This is a genomic window from Paenibacillus sp. SAFN-117 (assembly GCF_051966115.1).
Classification (GTDB): Bacteria; Bacillota; Bacilli; order Paenibacillales; family NBRC-103111; genus Paenibacillus_L; species Paenibacillus_L residui.
Genome location: NZ_JBQCLK010000024.1, coordinates 38,477 through 56,475 on the forward strand (window position 1 = coordinate 38,477; position 17,999 = coordinate 56,475).

The following is a 17,999-nucleotide window of genomic DNA, read 5'->3' on the forward strand; positions in this document are numbered from 1 at the left end:
TCGAATGCCTAGAAAAGTGAGAGCTGGTTGGATTCCGGCATTCCTCTGAAGCAGCCCATTCCATTCAAGATTTCGAGGACGGTCTTGGAAACTTTGGCCCGGTTCTGGAAGTCCTCCATCGAAAGAAACTCCCCATCCTCCTTGGCAGCCGCTATATGCTTGGCCGCCGTCTCCCCGATCCCCTGAACGGCGGAGAAAGGCGGAATCAGGGAATCCCCGCGAATGATGAAACGGGTGGCATCGGACAGCATCAAATCAATCGGCTTGAAAGTGAAGCCCCGTGCCGTCATCTCCAGCCCCATTTCGAGAACGGATACCATGCTCTTTTCCTTCGCAGTCGCCTGGAAGCCCTTCTCCTCAATCTCATTCAGCTTTCTCATAATCGCGTCATAGCCTTGACAGAATAATTCCACATCGAAATCTTCCGCGCGAACCGAGAAGTATGTAGCGTAGAACTCAATCGGATGGTACACCTTGAAATATGCGGTCCGCACTGCGGAAATAACATAAGCGGCGGCATGCGCTTTGGGAAACATATATTCAATTTTCTCACAGGAATCGATATACCAGGCCGGAACATTGTGCTTTCGCATCTCTTCCTTCCATTCTTCCGTCAGCCCGCGCCCTTTCCGTACGCTTTCAGTAATTTTGAAGGCGAGGCCGGCTTCCATCCCTGCTTTATAGATGAGATACAGCATAATATCGTCGCGGCAGCCGATCACTGTCTTGATGTTGCAGGTCCCGTTGCGAATCAATTCCTGGGCATTCCCTAACCATACGCCGGTTCCGTGGGACAGACCCGAAATCTGCAGCAAATCCGCAAAAGAGGAAGGCTGCGTCTCCTGCAGCATCTGCCGGACGAATTTGGTCCCCATCTCGGGCACTCCGTAGGTGGCCACCGGCGAACGGATTTGCTCAGGCGTCACTCCCAGGGCTTCCGTAGAGTTAAAGATGCTCATCACCTTGGGATCATTCATCGGTATCGTTGTCGGATCGACCCCGGTCAGATCCTGGAGCATTCTCATCATCGTCGGATCATCGTGCCCGAGAATATCGAGCTTAAGCAGATTCTCGTCGAAAGCATGGTAGTCGAAGTGAGTCGTCTTCCACTCGGATTTCGTATCGTCAGCCGGATATTGAACCGGAGTAATGTCCTCTACCTCGATATAATCGGGAACGACAACGATCCCGCCCGGGTGCTGGCCCGTGCTTCGTTTAACGCCGGTACATCCCATAGCCAGACGCCTCAGCTCTGCATTCCGCCAGCTTTCCCCCTTCAGCTCCTCATACTTCTTGACGAAGCCGAACGCTGTTTTGTCCGCAACGGTACCTATCGTTCCGGCGCGGAAGACACTCTTCTCCCCGAACATCACCTTCGTAAAGTTATGGGCTTCCGGCTGGTATTCCCCGGAGAAGTTCAAGTCGATATCCGGCACCTTGTCCCCTTTGAACCCCAGGAAGGTTTCGAACGGAATATCCTGCCCTTCCCCCTTCAGCCGGCCTCCGCATTGCTCACATTCCTTATCCGGGAGGTCGAATCCGCTCGGAATGCTTCCATCCGTAAAAAATTCGCTATGCTTGCATTGGGCGCATATATAATGAGGAGGCAGCGGATTTACCTCTGAAATTCCGAGCATGGTGGCTACGAAAGAGGAACCGACCGATCCCCGGGAGCCGACCAAATACCCGTCGGCGTTCGATTTTTTGACCAATCGTTCGGAAATCAGATAGTTCGCAGAGAACCCGTATTGAATAATCGGCTTCAATTCTTTCTCCAGCCGGTCAATAACAATTTGCGGCAGCGGATCGCCATAGATGCTCTTGGCCGTCTCATAGCAGGTAGTTCGAATCTCCTCGTCTGCCCCTTCAATGATAGGGGAGAACAAGCCGTTGTCCGTCGGCCCCCCCTTGCGCGGGAAGAGCTCTATCTCCTCGAACCGGTCCGCCAGCGAGTCGGTATTCGTTACCACCACTTCATAAGCTTTCTTCTCGCCCAGGAAAGAGAAAGCCTGCAGCATTTCGTCCGTAGTACGCAAATGCGCATCCGGCTTGCGCAAGTCTTTCAGCGGGCTGAATCCGGTGATGCCATTGATCGTAATATCGCGGCAAATTTTATCTTTAGGATCCAGATAATGGACATTCCCCGTCGCAATGACCGGTTTGCCCAGCTTTTCTCCAATTTGGACGATTCTACGGAGCGCATTCTCCAACTGTTCCCGGCTGCCTACCAATCCTTTGTCTACCAAATGCATATAAAAATCAATAGGCTGAATTTCGAGCACATCATAATATTGGGCTACCTCTTCGGCTTCCTCCTGCGATTTATTCAGCACGGTTTCGAAAAATTCGCCCTTCTCGCAGCCGGATATGACGAGGAGTCCTTCTCTATGCTCCGTCAGCTTGCTCTTAGGGATGCACGGAACTCTATTATAGTAATCGGTATGTGACAGGGAGACCAGCTTGTACAAATTTTTCTTGCCCAAGGAGTTAAGTGCATAGACACAGCAGTGAAAAGGCCGCGTATTGGACAAATCTTGCCCGACAAATCGATTTAGCGAAGACAAATCTTCTATTTCCTGCTCAAGAGCATCCTTGATCATGTGGAATAGAATACTTCCCAAGGCTTCGGCATCGTCAATCGCGCGGTGATGATTCTCCAGGCTGACCTTGAATTTGTCGGCAAGGGTGTTCAGACGGTGATTCTTTAGAGTAGGATAGAGCATTCTTGCCATTTCCAGCGTATCCAGCGACGGATTGGACAATTCCCCTAACCCCAGCTGCTTGCAATAATGCTGAATGAATCCCATGTCGAAAGTCGCGTTATGGGCTACCAGCACACTGTCTCCGACAAATTCGACAAATTTGGGCAGCACATCCTCGAGATCCGGCGCCCCCACCACCATCTCATCCGTAATATTCGTCAATTGAGTAATATGGTAGGGTATTCTCTCATGCGGATTGACGAAGCTGGAGAAACGGTCTATCACCTGCGAATCTTTCATTTTCGTCCCGGCAATCTCGATAATTTTGTTATCCAGCACAGAGAGACCGGTCGTTTCTATATCAAATACGACATAAGTCGCATCGGCCAATTTACGCGAATCCGGACGAGTGACGATCGGAATCGAATCATTGACGACGTTGGCCTCCAGGCCATAAATGACTTTGATCCCATGCTTATGAGCAGCATGATTAGCTTCGGGGAAGGATTGGACGCCGCTATGATCGGTAATGGCAATCGCCTTGTGTCCCCATTTCGCCGCCCGCTTAATATATTGGTCTACAGGAGTAACGGCATCCATGGCGCTCATTGTCGTGTGCAGATGGAACTCCACCCGCTTCGTTTCCGCATCATCGGAGCGGTCGTCGGGCGGGCTCACTTCATTGACATCCTGCGGAACGAACATCAGCTCGGGAGGATTGGTAAACCGGTCGTATTCTACCTTTCCTCTCATTTTGAGCCATTTGCCATTAGAGATAAGACTGTACAGCTTGACATCCTCTTTGGTTCGGGCAAACGCCTTGACAGCGATCGAATCCGTAAAATCAGTCAAATTAAATAAAAATAAAGTGCTGCCGTTCTTCAATTCCTTACGATCAAAGTCAAACACTAGCCCCTGCACCGTGACCTTCTTTTCCTCTTCCTTGATGGACATCAGAGGAACCGGGACATCCCTGATCTCAAAACCGATCATCAACGAGGCGGGGTCATCGGATTTACGTGCCTCCGCCGCTTCCTTCTCTACAGAAACCATCATTTCCTGGGTGACGGTTCTTTCCTCTTCCTCGATCATCTTGGCGAACGCCAGGTATTCTTCCTCGGCCGATTCCCCGATTTGCATAACGACGTCATATTGCATAGAGAAGAATTCCGCATAATAGCGCTGAATCCAGCGGTCCAGCTGCTTCTTCCTCGCCAGCTCAAGACCGATCTGATCAAGCAGCAGCAGACTGATCCTCTGTCCCTCCACCTTGATCTTGGCTTTGGTCAGCCATCCGTTAATCGATATGACCTTATGCTTAATCCATTCAATCATTAAAGGCCAATATTCTTCCACCAACAGGGCGCGGACCGCTTCGTCCGAATATTCAAACACGAAGCGGATCTCTGAGATATGGGCGAACTTCGCCTTTATTTTGGCACAAAATTCGCGATATACGTCACAGGGGATCAGGCTGTTCTTATGAATGAAGAAAGTCCATTCCGAGTTGCTCTCGCTTACCTCCACCCGGTCAATGTAACCATCCCGAAAGTGCGTCTCTATGATCTCCGGCGCAATATCCGCCTGTCTCATCAGCAGCTCGAAACGGGTTCTTCCGTCCGGCATCCCGCTCATTTCTCCACCTCCCCATAATATTGGCAAAGAGAAAGGGCAGAGGCCATATATACGGTTCTTTAGGCCGGATATAAAGTTCTCATGCCCTTTTGTCTTTTTACTTCGTTTATCTAAAATGACGGGCTCAGCGATTTAAGCATATCCCTTTCGCACCGACCTGAGTTCCTAGTAGGAACGGCCGAAAACTACCGTATGCTGAGCCTTCTCCCCACAGGCGATACAATGAGTTTTAACCACTTCGGGTTCAAAAGGAATGTTGCGGCTGGTTGCCCCGGTCTCTTCCTTCACCTGAGCTTCACAGGCATCCGATCCGCACCATCCGGCCCAGACGAAGCCGCGCTTCTCCTCCAAAAATGCTTTCAGCTCGTCCAGTCGGTCGACGGAGCCGAAATGCTCCTTGGAGAATGCCTTGGCCCGCTCGAACATTTCCTTATGAATATCTTCCAGCATCTGCTTGACTTCTTCCACGATTCGTTCCTGGCTGACCATGCGCTTCTCCCCGCTGACCCGGGAAACCAAGACGACCTGTCCTTTCTCCATATCCCTCGGTCCCAATTCAATCCGGATGGGAATTCCGCGCATCTCGTATTCGTTAAACTTCCAGCCCGGACTTTGGTCGGGACGGTCATCCACCTTCACGCGAATGCCCGCCTGTTTAAGCTCGGCAAACAATTCATTCGTCCGCGCAATGACCGGCCCTCTTGTTTTAGGAGGACCGATCGGAATCATCACCACTTGGGTAGGCGCCACTTTCGGCGGCAGGACGAGCCCGCGATCGTCCCCGTGAACCATGATCATGGCTCCAATGAGCCGGGTACTGACTCCCCAGGAGGTCGTATGTACATATTGCTGCTGATTGTCCCGATCCAAGTACTGGATATCGAAGGCAACGGCAAAATTCGTTCCCATGTAATGAGAAGTTCCCGCCTGCACCGCCTTGCCGTCCTTCATCATCGCCTCGATCGAGTAAGTATCTACCGCCCCGGCGAACTTCTCGGACGGAGTCTTCTTGCCGGCAATGACCGGAATGGCCAAAATATTCTCAACAAATTCGCGGTAAATCTCCAGCATTTGCATCGTTTCCCGGCGGGCGTCCGCTTCGTCCTCGTGGGCGGTATGCCCCTCCTGCCATAGAAACTCGCTCGTTCTGAGGAATGGCTGGGTTCTCTTTTCCCAGCGAACCACATTCGCCCATTGATTGATTAAAAGGGGAAGATCGCGGTACGAATGGATCCACTCCGCATACATATGTCCAATCATCGTCTCAGAGGTTGGGCGGATCGCCAATCTTTCCTCCAGCTTCTCTCCACCGGCTTCCGTTACCCAGGGCAGCTCGGGGTTAAAGCCTTCTACGTGCTCCTTCTCCTTCTGGAAGAAGCTCTCCGGTATAAAGAGCGGAAAATAGGCATTCCGATGCCCGGTTTCCTTGAAGCGGGCATCCAATTCCTTCTGGCAAAGCTCCCAGATTTCATAGCTGTCCGGTTTGAACACAATGCAGCCTCTCACCGGCGAATAGCTCATTAAATCGGCTTTGCGTATGACATCCAGATACCATCTGGAAAAGTCTTCGCTTTGCGGCGTAATTTCCTTAACAAATTGCTTCTCCTTAGACATAAACGACCTCAGCCCTTCTTTCCACGAACATTATCCTTTAATCAACCGCAGAATATCGTTGTATGTTACAGCGATCATCAGCAGCATCAGCATGGCGAACCCGATAAAATGAACCAGGCTCTCCCGGTTGGGATCCACCGGTTTGCCGCGCACCGCTTCGATTCCCAAGAACACCAGACGGCTTCCATCCAGGGCCGGAATCGGCAGCAGGTTGAAAATACCCAGGTACAAGCTTAGAAGCGCGGACCAGTATATCATCGGCGCAGCCCCGGCCGCAGCGTATTCCCCTGTGACCTCAACGATCCTAACGGGCCCTCCCAAATCATCCAATGTAAATTGGCCGAACACCAGCATCTTGAAGCCGATCATGATTTGTTTGGTAACGAGCACCATATTGTTCCAGGCGCCGGTGAAAGCTTCGCCGATCTGCACCGAACGGGTGCCGAAAGCCAGAGAAACCCCTACTAGCGGCTCCGTTGATTCCTTGTTCCTCGGAACGACTTCCTTGCTCAATTGCTCCTGATCCCGTTCAATCACCCAGGTCATCGGCTGTCCGGCCGATTCGTTGATAAGCTCCATCAGCTTGTTGCGGTCCGTGCCGATCGTCTCACCGTTCACTTCCCGGATGATATCACCGGCAGCCAATCCGGCCTTCTCTGCTGGAGAACCGGGTTCAATTCCGCCCAGAGTGACATTGACCGGCACCCCGTTCATAAACATAAAAATAAGGAACAACACAAAGGCAAGTATAAAGTTCATTAGTGGCCCGGCAAAAATAGACAAAGCCCGCTGCCCAACCGTCTTGCTACCGAATTGGCGGTCCCAGGGGGCGATCTGCGTTTCTTTGCCCCGGACTACCATCATCGCCTGCGGATGAATGGCGTATCGAACCGTCTCTCCATCGGTAACCAGCTCGACAAACAATTCCTTCTCCAGATCGATACGCACGACTTCTCCAAGGAGAACATCCGAGCGCTGATCCAGCTTATCCAAAAACAGATGTGTCGCTTTATCCTGATCGATACGAATTCCTATCGTCTGACCGGGAGTAATCTCCACAATTTCCGGGTCCTCCCCGGCCATTCGAACGAAACCTCCGATGGGCAGCAAGCGGAGCGTATACTTCGTCTCGCCTTTCTTAAAGGTAAACAATTTCGGTCCGAAGCCAATGGCAAATTCTCTAACAAGAATACCTGCCCGCTTCGCAAAATAGAAGTGTCCCCATTCATGAAGAGTTACCAACACGAAAAACATGAGGATAATTTGCAAGCCGATTTGTACATACTCCAATCTTGGTTCCTCCCAGCTAAACGGTAATGTATTGCCGAACAGTATTATCCTGCCGCCCGCATCCGTTAGTCCACCCTGTCTCCCGGATGTAAAGAAAATGCCCCCAGGCTTTCCACGGACAACAGCTTTTATGCCTGATAAAGGCAGCGTATCATTAGTTTTTACTGTTCTAAGATTAACATGTTTTCCATTTCCAATACAAGCCGGGTCGACTATATCCCATTTATATGTACAACGCAGCAGCAACTATTCATGTCCGCTTGCTACATTAACCCCTACCTTGAAATCCGTCTATTTTCATTTTCTGCCTGTGCCGTGCACACGGTATGGCGCGTCTAACTGGAAAATCCATTTAATTTCATTTTCTGCTGGTGCCGCACAAGCGGATAGCGCGTCTACCTAAAAAATCCATTTATTCCCATTTCCTGCTGGTGCCGTACAAGCGGATGGCGCGTCTAACTGGATTTTATACAGCTATTTTGCTCCTCCGAAGTGAAAGACGGAAACTAAGTGGAAAAACTACAGCTATTTTGTGCAAAAAAGGCGCCTTCAGCAAAAAACCTCAATTCTAAATGCAGTTTTTTCCATTTACTTTAATCACTTTCTACTAATTACTTGAATTTATCTACATAAAATACAGTTAAATCATATTTTATCCAATAGAAAACGATGGGTTTCCTTTACTTATTCAATATCTAAATAAACCTTATATTTCACCGGTCAAATCAAGCCGTTAAATCAATTCGCTCTGCGATGTCAAAGAAAAAGCCGGGCAGAACCCAGCCGCAGCTTGCAAGGATAAACGGCTTTCGCCGTCCTTTGGACAGGCGCGTTTACCGATGAAATATTAGAACAGGTGAAACTTATACTAATCGAAAATCGGGGTGACCAGGCGACCGCGAACGGTTATCCTATCGCATTCGAGCATTATTCCCTGCGACTTTATTCACCGGAAAAACTTAGAAAACGATCCGGCCAGCGGCTTCCCTCGCCCATTCGTCCGTCTGCAGCACCTGATCCAAATCCGGGGAAGGGATAAGCTGATGCTTGTTCAATACCCGTTCAATGATCTCTTCGATCTGCAGGAAAGTAATTTCCCCCTTCATAAACCGGGAGACGGCTATCTCGTTAGCCGCATTGTAGACAGCGGGTGCTGTCCCGCCCAAGCGGCCGCTCTCATAAGCCATAGCCAAGCAAGGAAAACGTTCCATATCCATCGGCTTGAAATGAAGCTTGCCGAGTTCAGCCAGACGAAGCGGTGCGGTGGGAGTTTTCTTACGATTTGGATAGGTCAATGCATACTGGATAGGCACCCGCATATCGGGATTGCCGAGCTGCGCAATGACACTGTAATCTGCGAATTCGACCATCGAGTGGATCGTGCTTTCCTGGTGAAGAATAACTTCAATCTGATCATAAGACACCTGGAACAGCCAATGAGCTTCAATCACTTCCAGCCCTTTGTTAGCCATTGTGGCGGAATCGATCGTGATCTTGGCCCCCATCGACCAGTTCGGATGCTTCAGAGCATCCTCCAAGGTCACCCCGTACAATTCCTCACGCGTTCTGTCCCGGAATGCTCCTCCCGATGCAGTCAGCGTTAATTTCGAAATTGTCGAAGGCGACTCCCCGTTTAAGCATTGGAAAATGGCGGAATGCTCACTGTCTACAGGAAGGAGAGCGACTCCATGCTTGGCTGCAAGCTCCGTGACCAAATGCCCTGCGCTGACCAGCGTCTCTTTGTTGGCGATGGCTATCTGCTTGCCCGCCTCAATGGCCGCCAGCGTAGGCTTGAGCCCCTGGCTGCCCACAACCGCCGTAACGACCAGGTCGGCTTCGGTTCCTGCCGCCACCTCCATCATCCCTTCCTCACCGTAGAAAACGGCCGTCGTGGAAGGAACATGCGGCTTTAATTGTGCGGCCAACTCTTTGGTGGCAACCGAAACCTTGCTCGGCTTGAATTGTCGGACCTGTTCTATTAACAAGGGAAGATTGGTGCCTGCAGCCAGGCCTTCCACCCTATAGCTGTCCGGATCATGGGCAATTACGTCCAAAGTTTGCGTCCCGACCGATCCGGTGGAGCCTAATATCGAAATTTTCTTCATTGCCAGCAATCCCTCCTAATTTGGGATAAGCGAGAGGATATGAACGAGCGGAAACACAATGAGCCAGCTGTCCACACGATCAAGCACACCGCCATGACCCGGCAGGATGTTCCCGGTATCCTTAATGCCTTTGACCCGCTTGTACGCCGATTGGATCAAATCGCCCATTTGGCCGGCAACCGCGGCTACGGCCCCGATCAGGACGGCATTCCATACCGGAAGCAAATCGGGCTTGGACCAGGCGAAGCAAAGCGCTGCAATTATCGATATAACGATTCCGCCAAGCGCCCCTTCGATTGTTTTGTTCGGGCTGATATCCGGCCAGAGCTTCCTCTTCCCGAACATTCTGCCGGCGAAATAAGCACCGGAATCCGACGCCCATATGGTGACGAAAAGGAGCAAAGTCCAGAACAACCCGTTCGGCTCCAGGTTGCGGGAATAAATCATATAATGGAAGCCGAGGCCGATGTAGACGGCCCCTGCGAATACCGTCGATATATCATCGATCGTCATCTTGTTTTTGGTAATTACCGTCGCTGCAAGGAGGACAAACAGCAGCAGCCAAATAAGACTGGTCAGCGGAAGCTTATCGGCAAGCACGCCGAAATTCGCCATAAATACAAAAACAAGCATGAAAACAAGTCCAATGACGAACATCGGAAAATGATACTTAAGCTTGTACATACGCAAAAATTCGCCGAATCCGACAAAGGCCAGCCCGAGCACCAGCCCGGCGAACCAATAGCCGCCCAATAGCAAAAAAGTTATAAACAGAGCCCCGGCCACTACGCCGGTCACGATTCTCGTCTTCATGTCCATCCTCCAAAGAAAGGGCTACAATCCCCCATAACGGCGAATACGGCTCTGGTATTCCCGAATGGCTTCGTAAAAATCGTTCTCCGAAAATTCCGGCCAATATAAATCGGTGAACAACAATTCCGTATAGGCAAGCTGCCACAGCATAAAATTGCTGATTCGCAGTTCTCCGCTTGTCCTAATAAGAAGGTCCGGATCGGGCAAACCTGCCGTCTGCAATCGTTTAGAATATTCTTCTTCGGTGATGTCTTCCAACTTTAGGCTTCCTGATTGAACGTCACGCACCAGTTCTCTCATCGCTTCAGTCAATTCTTTACGGCTGCCGTAATTAAAAGCGAAATTAAGAATCAAACCGGTATTATGCTTCGTCCGCTCAATTGCATTTTCTACCGCTTCCAAAGTGTGCACCGGAACACCCTCTTTCCAGCCGGTCATCCGAATCCGCACATTTTTTTGGACCAATTCATCTATTTCCAAAGGAAAAAACTCCTGGGGAAGGCTCATCAAGTAATCCACTTCATCCTGCGGCCTCGTCCAGTTTTCGGTGGAAAACGCGTACAGCGTTAATATTTCGATGCCAATGTCATCTGCCGCAATAGTGATTTTCTTGACATTCTTCATCCCTGAATGATGGCCTGCGATTCGCGGCAGTCCTCTCCGCCTGGCCCATCTCCCGTTGCCATCCATGATAATGGCAACATGGCGGGGAATATTATTGTCGGAGAGTATGCTTTGGCTATCGACTTTCTTATTTTTGCCAAACCAAGATTTCTTTTGAGACATTGTTGTATCCCCCATATAGGTTTAGAAAAACGGTCAGCAAAACCGGGCTGTCGAGGCTTGGTCGAGTTGCTGCCGAATTCGTAGGCTTGCTGCGGCAGTAGTACTGAATATCTGACTTTGTTGCCAAAAACTAAAACCCCCCCTCCACGAAGGGGGTTATTGACGGGTGAGGGGGTTATACCTCTGTAATTTCCTTTTCTTTCGCTTCCAGGATTTTATCCACTTCCGCTACGAATTTATCCGTCATTTTCTGAATGTCGTCCTGATGACGTCTGGATTCATCCTCAGAGATATCCGTCTTCTCCAGCTTCTTGATGTCGTCATTGGCATCTCTGCGGATGTTGCGGATAGCCACCTTGGCTTCCTCGCCGGATTTGCGGGTTAATTTGACCAGCTCCGCCCGTCTTTCGGCCGTTAGAGCCGGAATGACAATGCGGATGGAGGAACCGTCGTTAGCGGGGGTCAATCCCAAATCCGATTTCATAATGGCCTTCTCAATGGCCGGAATGGAAGACTTATCCCAAGGCTGGATCATTAATGTGCGGGAATCGGGTGTAGTTATGTTCGCAAGTTGATTAACGGGCGTCATTGTCCCGTAGTATTCTACCTGTATCCGGTCCAGAAGGCCCGGCGTCGCACGTCCGGCTCTCAAGGATGCCAGTTCCTTGCGAAGCGAGTCTATCGCTTTATTCATTCGTTCTTCAGCGTTCTTCTTCACCGACTGCGGCATTATGATACACTCCCTTTTACAATCGTTCCGATTTTTTCACCTAGAACTACTCTTTTGATATTACCTTCATCTGTAATAGAGAATACAATGAGCGGGATATTGTTGTCCATACATAAGGAGGAAGCAGTGGAATCCATAACTCCCAGGTTGTTGCTGATCACTTCCATATAGGTCAGTTCTTCAAACTTGACCGCGTCTTTGTTAATAAAAGGATCTGCACTGTACACACCGTCCACCTTATTCTTGGCCATCAGGATCACTTCCGCTTCGATTTCGGCGGCGCGCAGAGCTGCTGTCGTATCTGTGGAGAAATACGGATTTCCCGTACCCGCCGCGAGGATAACGACGCGTCCTTTCTCCAGATGGCGGATAGCGCGTCTTCGTATGTACGGTTCCGCTACCTGCTGCATTTCAATAGATGTCTGAACGCGGGTAGGAACGCCCACGTCTTCTAAAGCGTCCTGGAGGGCGAGCGAATTCATGACGGTTGCCAGCATCCCCATATAGTCCGCAGTGGCGCGGTCTATCCCTTTGGCGCTTCCGGCTATTCCCCGCCAAATGTTTCCTCCGCCCACGACAATGGCGATCTCGATCTTCAAATCATGGATCGTCTTAACCTGCTCTGCAATGGAAGTAATCATCGCGGAGTCGATCCCGTATCCCTGCTGCCCGGCAAGTGCCTCGCCGCTTAATTTCAATACAATTCGCTTAAAAATGGGTTGTTCCAACGTAGGTACCTCCAGTTGAAGATAGATTTGGACCGTTGCCAACTTTGTGCAGGCTGACGCGGCTAAAAAAGAAGGAACACGGGTGGGTGTTCCATCATAAATGGCCGTTCTCTATTACATTTTCGCTTGAGACATAACCTCTTCGGCAAAGTTTTCCTGTTTTTTCTCCAAGCCTTCTCCCAACTCGAAACGAGCAAAACGGCGGATGGTGATATTTTCACCGATTTTGCTGATTTTCTCGTTCAACAAGGTCGAGATGGTTTTGTCCGGATCTTTGATGAAGGCTTGCTCCATGAGGCAGAATTCTTCATAGTATTTCCCGATGCGGCCTTCGACCATCTTATCTACAATATGCTCCGGCTTTCCTTCGTTCAGAGCCTGGGATCTTAAAATTTCTTTCTCCTTGTCCAGCTCTTCCTGAGGAACTTCTTCGCGTCTTACATAACGAGGGCTGGTCGCAGCGATTTGCATAGCGATATCTTTCACGAAATCTTGGAAATCATCCGTCTTGGCCACGAAGTCCGTTTCGCAGTTGACTTCAACCAGCACACCGATTTTACCGCCGGCATGAATGTAAGATTGAACGGCACCTTCCGTAGCAATCCGTCCAGCTTTGTTGGCAGCGGCCGCCAAGCCTTTCTCCCGAAGCACTTCAACCGCTTTAGTCAGATCACCGTTTGCTTCTTCCAGAGCTTTCTTACAATCCAACATTCCTGCACCTGTTTTTTCGCGCAGTTCTTTAACCATTGCAGCTGTTACTGCCATTTGTTTTCCTCCTCGGCAAATTTCTCATAGTAGTATTATATTTCTTCATTCTAAAAAAAGGGCGGCGATAGGTTATTACACCTTCAACCCACCCTTTTTCAATTTATCCTATTAGATTACGCAGTCGTCTGTTCGCCTTGATTGGCCTCGATGATCGCTTCGGCCATCTTGGAAGTCAGAAGCTTCACTGCGCGGATAGCATCATCGTTACCCGGAATCACATAATCGATTTCATCCGGATCACAGTTCGTATCCACAATCCCGACAATCGGGATTCCCAGCTTGCGGGCTTCTGCTACGGCAATGCGCTCTTTGCGCGGATCGATAACGAACAATGCGCTAGGAAGACCCTTCATGTTCTTGATTCCGCCCAAAAACTTCTCGAGACGTTCCTTCTCCTTGCGGAGAATGATAACTTCTTTCTTAGGCAGAACATCGAACGTGCCGTCCTCTTCCCACCTCTCCAGCTCATGGAGACGGTCAATCCGCTTCTGAATCGTAGCGAAGTTCGTCAACGTGCCTCCCAGCCAACGCTGGTTGATGTAGAACATTCCGCAGCGCTCTGCTTCTTCCTTGACGGAATCTTGAGCCTGCTTCTTCGTACCGACGAACAGGAAGGTTCCTCCTTCACCGGCGACAGACTTAACGAAATTGTAAGCCTCTTCTACTTTCTTGACCGTCTTCTGCAGGTCAATGATGTAAATACCGTTTCTTTCCGTGAAGATGTATTTGTCCATTTTCGGGTTCCAGCGACGGGTCTGGTGACCAAAGTGAACCCCAGCCTCCAGCAGCTGTTTCATGGAGATAACTGCCATCTTCACACACCTCCTCTATTGGTTTTATTATCCTCCGCCATTCTCATTTTGGAATCAGACTTTCCGATAAAGAAAAGCACCCTCATTCCAATTAAACGGCGTGTGTTCTTGACACCGTCAATAAATATACCATATTCATTTTGCCGTTGCAACAAAATCCGCCTTTAATTTCATGGGCCGGAATGACCTCTGCCTGTTCATGTTGTAAACCGTTATCGGAAACAATGATAGCCCGGGAAAAGACCAAAAAGAGACTTCAGCACGCGGCCAAGGTCTCTTGTCAGTCGAACGTAATCTTTTCAATCACTGAATCCATGTCTTCTCCAAGGGCGAAGGAATAAACTCCGCTCCTTATCTTGGGTGTCCGCCTCTGCTCCTTAAGCCTTAATTCGAATGCATCCTTGTCTGCGATAACTCCGGCCTCCGATAACAATTCTGCGACGTCTGAGGCCAGCATTCCGGCTTTAATCTGCACATCGACATTCGCGGCATTCCCGTTCACCGCATCAATATCCGTCACGCCGGCTTCCTCCGACGCGGTCCCCTCTTGTTCCGCCGCAGCCAATGCAAGCCTGAGCCGTTCGTCAAGCTCCTCCTGTGTATACAGCTTAACATCGGACGGATACAAGGTATAACCCGCTTCCTCAGCCAGCTTCCGCCAATCCTGCTCCGCCTCTGTCTGCTGCGTTTCCGCATCCATCGGGGGCAGGTCTCGCTGGACGGCGATATTCATGACCTGCAGCAGAATGGCTCCTATGACGAGGCCGCTTCCTATACCCGTCCAGAACGATCTACGCCCGGACACGCTCATGACTGTTCTCCTCCTGTTTGCCCAGCTGCACGATCAGATTAACTTCCCCTTTGTTCATCCCCAGCTTGCGGGCGATCGCTTCTATCGATTTCCCCTGCTCATATAATGAAAAAAGCTCGGCGTACCTTGCCTTGATGTTCATTATCCCGCTATCCTCTGCGGCCGGCGCCTCTTTAACCCCGGACGCTGCCTCAAGCGTCTCCGATGCCCGGGCTTCCACGGTCGATTGAAGTCCTGCCGTAACGGATTGAGAGGACACGGCCTCTTGCTTGAGCCGCTCCATCTGCCTGCCCAAAATTTCATTCTGCTTCTCCAGTTCGGCCATTCTGCGGCTTAGCTGCTCCACCTGGCCGTTATGCTCGTCTTTCATTCTGGAGATGGTCTGGAGAAGCTTCTCATTGTCTTGCTCCAAATCCGCCGCAAACTGTTCGATTGCCCCTTCCATTTCCTTAACTATCTCGGACGACGGTCCGGAGGGCTTAGGCAGAAGGCGCGCGATCACGATGATAACTGCTCCTGCCAGTACGATATATACCCAAGGGTCATTCATTTAAACTTCACCTTTTCGTCAAATCGGTTTCTTGGTGCATCAGCATATTGCAGGACAGCACTAAAGCTGCATATCTATAATTTTTCCCTTGTATGGGTGCTGTGGCCTCTTCTCCTCGACAGGACCGGATTGGCCCGAGGTCTTCTTCCTTCCGTTTCCGCTTCCCCTGCTGCGTTCACGGCGTTCCTCCCCGTCCCGGATCCCTGCCTGTTCGGGCGCTTCCGATTTCGAGGTGACGTGCCGTTCCCGGTCTGTTTGTTTGGAAGTTTGCTCTGTGAGATGATTTTGATCATGGACCGGCTTCTGCTGAATTTCATTTTGCTTGATCCCGGCTTCGGGACTTTTGTGAACAGCCAGCTGCATATCGATCGATTTCAGACTCATATGCTCGATCCCTCCAACTTATCGCGCGAAATTCAAGGTCTCTCCTTAAGGATAAAGCGGAAACATGCCGATATCCCCTTCGTCAATTCGGAAGTATACCCGCTGCACCGGGTCTTTAATCACTTTGATATGACGGCCCATGACAAGCTTGGTTCCGCCGTAAATCGTTGAGGTCGCCACAATTCTTGCTTTCCCCGTATCCTCCAGCATGGTCTCCAACTGAAGGACCCTGTCCTTGATCGTTTCCGTTGTTTCCACCGTTTGCTTTCGGGTGTTTGCCAGTTTAACCCGCATGGCCGCTTTATCAGGTGAAAGCTGTCCGGCCGCTGCCAACTGGTCAAGAATTGTCAACGCTTTCTCCGTCTTCTGCAGGTTCTCGGCATTCATCTTCAGCTGCTCCTTGAGCTGATGCAGCTCACTACGCACCTCCGGCAGGACGCCTACTTCAATAACGGTGGCCGTCGACATGGAATTGCCGATCGTTCGGGCGACGACCTGTTCGCCCGCCTGGAGTTTCCCGCCGACAATCAGTCCCTTGGCGCCTTCACACCGGATGCTTCTTCCCGCCCGGATATTGGAGTGCATTATACTCTGGGAGATCAGAACGTCTTCCCCCGCTTCCACATTGCCATCCTGGATGAACGCACTCCTAATCGTCTTGCCGGCACGAATCCATCCTTTATTCTGGGCTAATATTCCCGCGCTGATCAGTATGGACCCGCCGGCCTCCATCTCGGCTCCCTCGACGGTTCCGGTGACGCGTATATCTCCCTCCGCCTTGATTTTGAAGCCGGTCAGCACATTCCCGCGGATAACAACCGTGCCTACAAAGTCGATATTGCCAATGGCGTAGTCGACATCCCCATTCACCTCGTAAACGGGAAAAACGTTGATCTGTCCCTTGCCCGTATAACTGATCACCCCATCAATGGCCGAATACAGCTGAGTGTTGTTGGCATCCGTTACTACATTCTTGCCTACCTTGAACCGGGCTTCCTTGCCGTTTCTGGCCATGAGGACCTCACCGGTAACGGCTTTGCCGGGAACTCCTTTCGTTGGGGGAGTTCTGCTGGCGAGAAGCTCCCCTTTTTTTACATTTAAAATGCTCGTAACTTCCCGGTAATCTACGGTGCCGTCTTCCAGCACGGCGGGCTTCTTGGCCGATGCTTTCATATCGAACCAATATTTGATTTCGCCGTCCTTGCCCGGTTTGGGCGGGTCTCCTGTGGCAATAACGATTTTGCGCTTAATGAAAGGACCCGGGTCCTTGGCGATCTGGACAAGCCGGGCGTAATCAATGCCGTAACTGATGGAATGTTTTTTCAGCAGCGTTTCTAACTGCTCGACGGTGCATACCATATCTTCCCCGCAATGCGAGAAATCGAGGAAGGCTTCCAGCTTGTCGTCGGAGAGCAGCACATCAATGAAGAATTCAGTAGAGGCTGAATGAGGGTTCATTGTATCCATCCCTTCTATTCATGCAACAATTGCACTTTAAATCGTCCAAGCGATCCTCTCAATCTGAGAATAGCCTTGGAGTGAAGCTGAGAAATCCGAGAAGGCGACAGCGACATTACCTCAGCAATTTCACTGAGCGACAGATCTTCATAATAAAACAGCGAGATGACCGTTCTCTCCTTTTCCGTCAGCCGGTCAATAGCTTTTGCCAACGTTTCCTTCAGAAAAAACTCGTTAACCTTATATTCCGGGTTTTTCGACGTCTCGTCAACCAAAACGGACAATCTCGTTTCCGATTCTTCCTCTTTAATAGGCTCATCAATGGAGCAGAGTGTCGTCAAAGTAATTTCTTGCAGCATCGATTGAAATTCCTTCTCCGAAACCTGCAGATAGCTGCTGATTTCCGCGTCGGTTACGGAACGCAAATGCTCCTGCTCCAGCTTCTGATAGGCTTCCTCTATTCTCTTGGCCTTCTCGCGCACGGAACGGGGCACCCAGTCTCCCTGGCGCAAACCGTCAATGATGGCTCCGCGAATTCTCCAGGAGGCATAAGTCTCAAATTGAAGTCCCCGCAAATGATCGAATTTCTCGATGGCGTCTATCAAACCCATTACTCCGTGACTGGCCAGATCCTCTTTCGATACCGAGCCCGGCATCCCGCTCGCCAGCCGGTTGGAAACGAAGTCCACGAGAGGAAGATAACATTCCATCAACCTTTTCTTCGCCTCCAGCGAGCGTTCTTCCTTCCACTGCTTCCATATTTCCATATTGGACAAATGTGACTGCTTATGAATTGCCATACAAGTTCACCTT

General features: G+C 50.4%; 15 protein-coding genes. All 15 read right to left on the bottom strand.

All coding sequences use genetic code 11. The annotated features are described in order from the left end of the window. Window positions 1-8 precede the first annotated feature (8 nt). Window positions 9-4,337, bottom strand: a complete 4,329-nt coding sequence (locus ACTHRH_RS16190) for a PolC-type DNA polymerase III (protein ID WP_440416542.1) — start codon at window positions 4,335-4,337, stop codon at window positions 9-11. Between the two features lie 165 nt (window positions 4,338-4,502). Next, on the bottom strand, window positions 4,503-5,951 hold the full coding sequence (gene proS, locus ACTHRH_RS16195) for a proline--tRNA ligase (protein ID WP_379287364.1): 1,449 nt from the start codon (window positions 5,949-5,951) through the stop codon (window positions 4,503-4,505). Window positions 5,952-5,981: 30 nt separating this feature from the next. Further along, window positions 5,982-7,241 (bottom strand): RIP metalloprotease RseP, encoded by a 1,260-nt coding sequence (gene rseP, locus ACTHRH_RS16200; protein ID WP_440416545.1) that lies wholly within the window; start codon window positions 7,239-7,241, stop codon window positions 5,982-5,984. Between the two features lie 959 nt (window positions 7,242-8,200). Then, entirely contained in the window at window positions 8,201-9,346 is a 1,146-nt protein-coding gene (locus ACTHRH_RS16205) for a 1-deoxy-D-xylulose-5-phosphate reductoisomerase (protein WP_379287368.1), read from the bottom strand. Window positions 9,347-9,361: 15 nt separating this feature from the next. After that, complete coding sequence (locus ACTHRH_RS16210; RefSeq protein WP_379287370.1) at window positions 9,362-10,159, bottom strand: phosphatidate cytidylyltransferase; 798 nt, start codon at window positions 10,157-10,159, stop codon at window positions 9,362-9,364. 21 nt (window positions 10,160-10,180) lie between these two features. Further along, complete coding sequence (locus ACTHRH_RS16215) at window positions 10,181-10,945, bottom strand: isoprenyl transferase (RefSeq protein WP_379287372.1); 765 nt, start codon at window positions 10,943-10,945, stop codon at window positions 10,181-10,183. Between the two features lie 175 nt (window positions 10,946-11,120). Continuing rightward, a complete protein-coding gene (gene frr, locus ACTHRH_RS16220) occupies window positions 11,121-11,675 on the bottom strand; it encodes a ribosome recycling factor (RefSeq protein WP_144933098.1) in 555 nt (184 codons plus the stop codon). Continuing rightward, window positions 11,675-12,403, bottom strand: coding sequence for a UMP kinase (pyrH, locus tag ACTHRH_RS16225; RefSeq protein WP_440416548.1), 729 nt, complete (start codon window positions 12,401-12,403; stop codon window positions 11,675-11,677). The genes frr and pyrH overlap by 1 nt, the downstream gene beginning before the upstream one ends. 114 nt (window positions 12,404-12,517) lie before the next feature. After that, window positions 12,518-13,168 (bottom strand): translation elongation factor Ts, encoded by a 651-nt coding sequence (tsf, locus tag ACTHRH_RS16230; RefSeq protein ID WP_379287375.1) that lies wholly within the window; start codon window positions 13,166-13,168, stop codon window positions 12,518-12,520. Window positions 13,169-13,284: 116 nt separating this feature from the next. Beyond that, window positions 13,285-13,983 carry a 30S ribosomal protein S2 gene (rpsB, locus tag ACTHRH_RS16235; protein ID WP_379287377.1) on the bottom strand — a complete coding sequence of 233 codons (699 nt, stop codon included), beginning with the start codon at window positions 13,981-13,983 and terminating at the stop codon, window positions 13,285-13,287. Between the two features lie 280 nt (window positions 13,984-14,263). Further along, entirely contained in the window at window positions 14,264-14,794 is a 531-nt protein-coding gene (locus ACTHRH_RS16240) for a hypothetical protein (protein ID WP_379287379.1), read from the bottom strand. Then, window positions 14,775-15,344, bottom strand: coding sequence for a DUF6115 domain-containing protein (locus tag ACTHRH_RS16245; RefSeq protein WP_379287381.1), 570 nt, complete (start codon window positions 15,342-15,344; stop codon window positions 14,775-14,777). Before ACTHRH_RS16245 ends, ACTHRH_RS16240 begins: the two co-directional genes overlap by 20 nt. A gap of 60 nt (window positions 15,345-15,404) precedes the next feature. Then, complete coding sequence (locus ACTHRH_RS16250) at window positions 15,405-15,728, bottom strand: hypothetical protein (protein WP_440416551.1); 324 nt, start codon at window positions 15,726-15,728, stop codon at window positions 15,405-15,407. 45 nt (window positions 15,729-15,773) lie between these two features. Next, window positions 15,774-17,186, bottom strand: coding sequence for a DUF342 domain-containing protein (locus tag ACTHRH_RS16255; protein ID WP_440416553.1), 1,413 nt, complete (start codon window positions 17,184-17,186; stop codon window positions 15,774-15,776). Window positions 17,187-17,200: 14 nt separating this feature from the next. Then, the gene (locus ACTHRH_RS16260) at window positions 17,201-17,986 is read right to left on the bottom strand and encodes a FliA/WhiG family RNA polymerase sigma factor (protein ID WP_144933112.1); all 786 of its coding nucleotides are present in this window, start codon (window positions 17,984-17,986) and stop codon (window positions 17,201-17,203) included. Window positions 17,987-17,999 lie beyond the last annotated feature (13 nt).